At 58.7% G+C, this 2,568-nt stretch carries 2 protein-coding genes; both read left to right on the top strand.

Annotated features, from left to right (window positions below; all coding sequences use genetic code 11):
- Positions 1-308 (top strand): GPW/gp25 family protein (locus tag AC1D06_RS42375; protein ID WP_477991538.1); only part of this gene is annotated, 308 nt, incomplete at its 5' end.
- Positions 305-2,248 carry a type VI secretion system baseplate subunit TssF gene (gene tssF / locus AC1D06_RS42370; RefSeq protein ID WP_477991536.1) on the top strand — a complete coding sequence of 648 codons (1,944 nt, stop codon included), beginning with the start codon at positions 305-307 and terminating at the stop codon, positions 2,246-2,248. The genes AC1D06_RS42375 and tssF, both read left to right, overlap by 4 nt.
- The last annotated feature ends 320 nt before the right edge of the window (positions 2,249-2,568 follow it).

Raw genomic sequence — 2,568 nt, 5'->3', positions numbered from 1 at the left:
GCTTTGTCCGCAAGTCGGTTCTCAACTTCGGCCTCTATGATTTCCATGGGCTGACCAGCGAAGGACAGAAGACGTCGCTGATCGAGCAGAATATTATGGCAGCCGTCACCTTTTACGAACCTCGCATCATCAAGGAAACCCTTCGGCTGGAGCGGCAGAAAGTGGTCGATGACGTCGGCCAGCTGCTCGAACTGTCGCTCAGGGCGGATGTAAAGGCGCATCCGCTCGATTTCGAGATCGAGCTGACGGCAGAGGTCGATCTCTCGTCCGGCAAGATCCAGGTCACGAAAGGCGCATCCGTCGGATGAACCAGGAATTTCTCGAACTCTACGACCGTGAATTGAAGCTGCTCTACGAGCGCGGCAAGGAATTCGCCCAGGAATATCCGGAGATGGCCGGCCGGCTCGGCAACCTGACGGAAGAGCATGTCGATCCTCTGATCGGTGGGCTGTTGGAAGGCGCCGCGTTCATGGCCGCCCGCGTGCAACAGAAGTTGAAGAGCGAGTTCAGCCAGTTCACCGTCGAACTGATCGAGCAGTTGATGCCGGGAATCCTCGCATCGACGCCGTCCTTCGCCCTGGTGCAGGCGCGGCCTGACGTGTCGAATCCGGCCCTGCTCGACGGCATGAAACTTCCGGCCGGGAGCTATCTCGACGCCGAATTCATGGAATCCAATCAAAGAGTTATCTGTCGCTACCGAATGGCGGACAGCCTGGCGCTCTGGCCCTATCAGATCAGCAAGGCCGAGTATTTCGGCTCGGCGGCGGCACTGCAGTCGCGCGGACTGGCTCCCGCGCCCTCGATCGCCGCCGGCATGGCGATCGAACTGGCCATGCCGGGCTGGGATGCACCGCCGGGCGGCAAGGCGAGTGAGTTCAAGGTAAACAAGAGCACGCCCGATGTACTGCCGATCTATCTGCTGGCGCCGGCAAGCGATGCCGGGTTGCTCTACGAGCAGTTGTTTTCCAAACTGCGACGCCTGTCGATTTCCTACAAAGACGAATTCGGCGACGCCAAGGTTCTGCCGCTCGGAAGCCAGGCCATCGAACCCGTCGGTTTCGAGCCGCACACCTCGCTGTTTGGCTATGACGACCGCTTCTTCAGCGGCTTCAATCATTTGCGCGAGTTTTTCGCTTTTCCGGCCAAATATCTCGGCTTCCGCCTGCGTGGCCTCAAACAGCATCTCGCCAGGATTGACAGCGATCGCTTCGAAATCGTCTTCGAATTCGACAGTGTCGTGCCGCGGCTGATCTCGGTCGTCAACCCTGACGCTTTCGGCCTCTATGTCGTTCCCGCGGCCAATCTTTCGGAAGTGGTCTGCGCTCCCTTGCCGATGCGGACCGACGAGCATGAGCAAGCTGTTATCGTTGACCGCAGCCGGCCGCTCAACCATGAAATCTATCGCATACTGGACGTTGCGGCGCAATTTCCGCGCAACAAGGAAAGGGTGCAGGTCTATCCTCTCTACTCTGCCGCCAGCAACAATCTGAAGCTGTCAACCGCACTGTTCTATTCGAGCCGGCGGCTCGACCGGCGCAAGACGGACAAGGAACGGCGCGCCGGGCTCAGCAATACCTATCTCGGCACCGAAACCTTCCTCAGCCTCAAGGAACCGGCCGAGACGGTGGAGGCCGAACCGGTCAGGACCTTGCAGATCCGGGCGCTGGTGACCAACCGTCATCTCGCCGAGCGATTGACCGCGGCACGCGGCAAGGTGCGTTTCAAGCTGGTCGACAACACCACCATCCCTTTCGAGAGTGTGGCTGGGCCGACGCCGCCGCGCGAGTCGATCCTGCTTGGCTTGCAGCGCGGCAAGAGCGCCGAAACGGTGGGCAGCATGCTCTGGAAGCTGATTAGTTTCCTGCAGTTCAATCACATCGGCCTGGCCCTGCGCAGCAACAAGGACAGCGCCGCGGCATTGCGGGAATTGTTGATGCTTTTCGCCGATGTCGGCAACCCGACGATCGAACGGCGCATCCGCGGCATAACCGACGTGTCGACCCGGCCGCTGGTGCGGAAAATCCAGCAGGAAAACGGCTTCAACGTCGCTCGCGGCATGGAAGTGACGGTGACGTTCGACGAGGCGGCATTCGAAGGGCAGGGCGTGTTTCTGTTCGGTACGGTGCTCAAGAATTTCCTGTCGGAATATGCGTCGCTCAACAGTTTCACCGAGACGGTCATCGTCTCGAAACAGCGGCAACTTATCAAGCGTTGGGAGCATGTTATCGGCCAGCGCTCGCTCATTTGATAAGCCCGGAAATGGGCTTACGCCCCGAATAAAACAGCGCTGTCATGCGTCATCTAAGCAGCAGATAGCCAAAGTGAAGGGATGACCAGTCTAACCTCATTGCTGTCTTTGTTCCCGGCACGCACCGGTACAGATTGAGTAGACTGCGCTCCCATGAAGTTCTTGAACTGATGCTGAACCGGGTTATAATCTCGGCAAGGCGTAACCTAAGGAAGAGGTTAAGGCGATGCGAACCACATTCAGCTTGGCTTTTGCATTGGTCTGCGCAGCAAGTGTCGGCACTGCATTCGCAGGCGATGTGAAGACCTACACATCCGATG

Source organism: Rhizobium sp. P2_G2, from assembly GCF_056403555.1.
The sequence above is the reverse complement of the archived record's forward strand: the minus strand, read 5'-3'. Positions and strand labels throughout refer to the sequence as shown.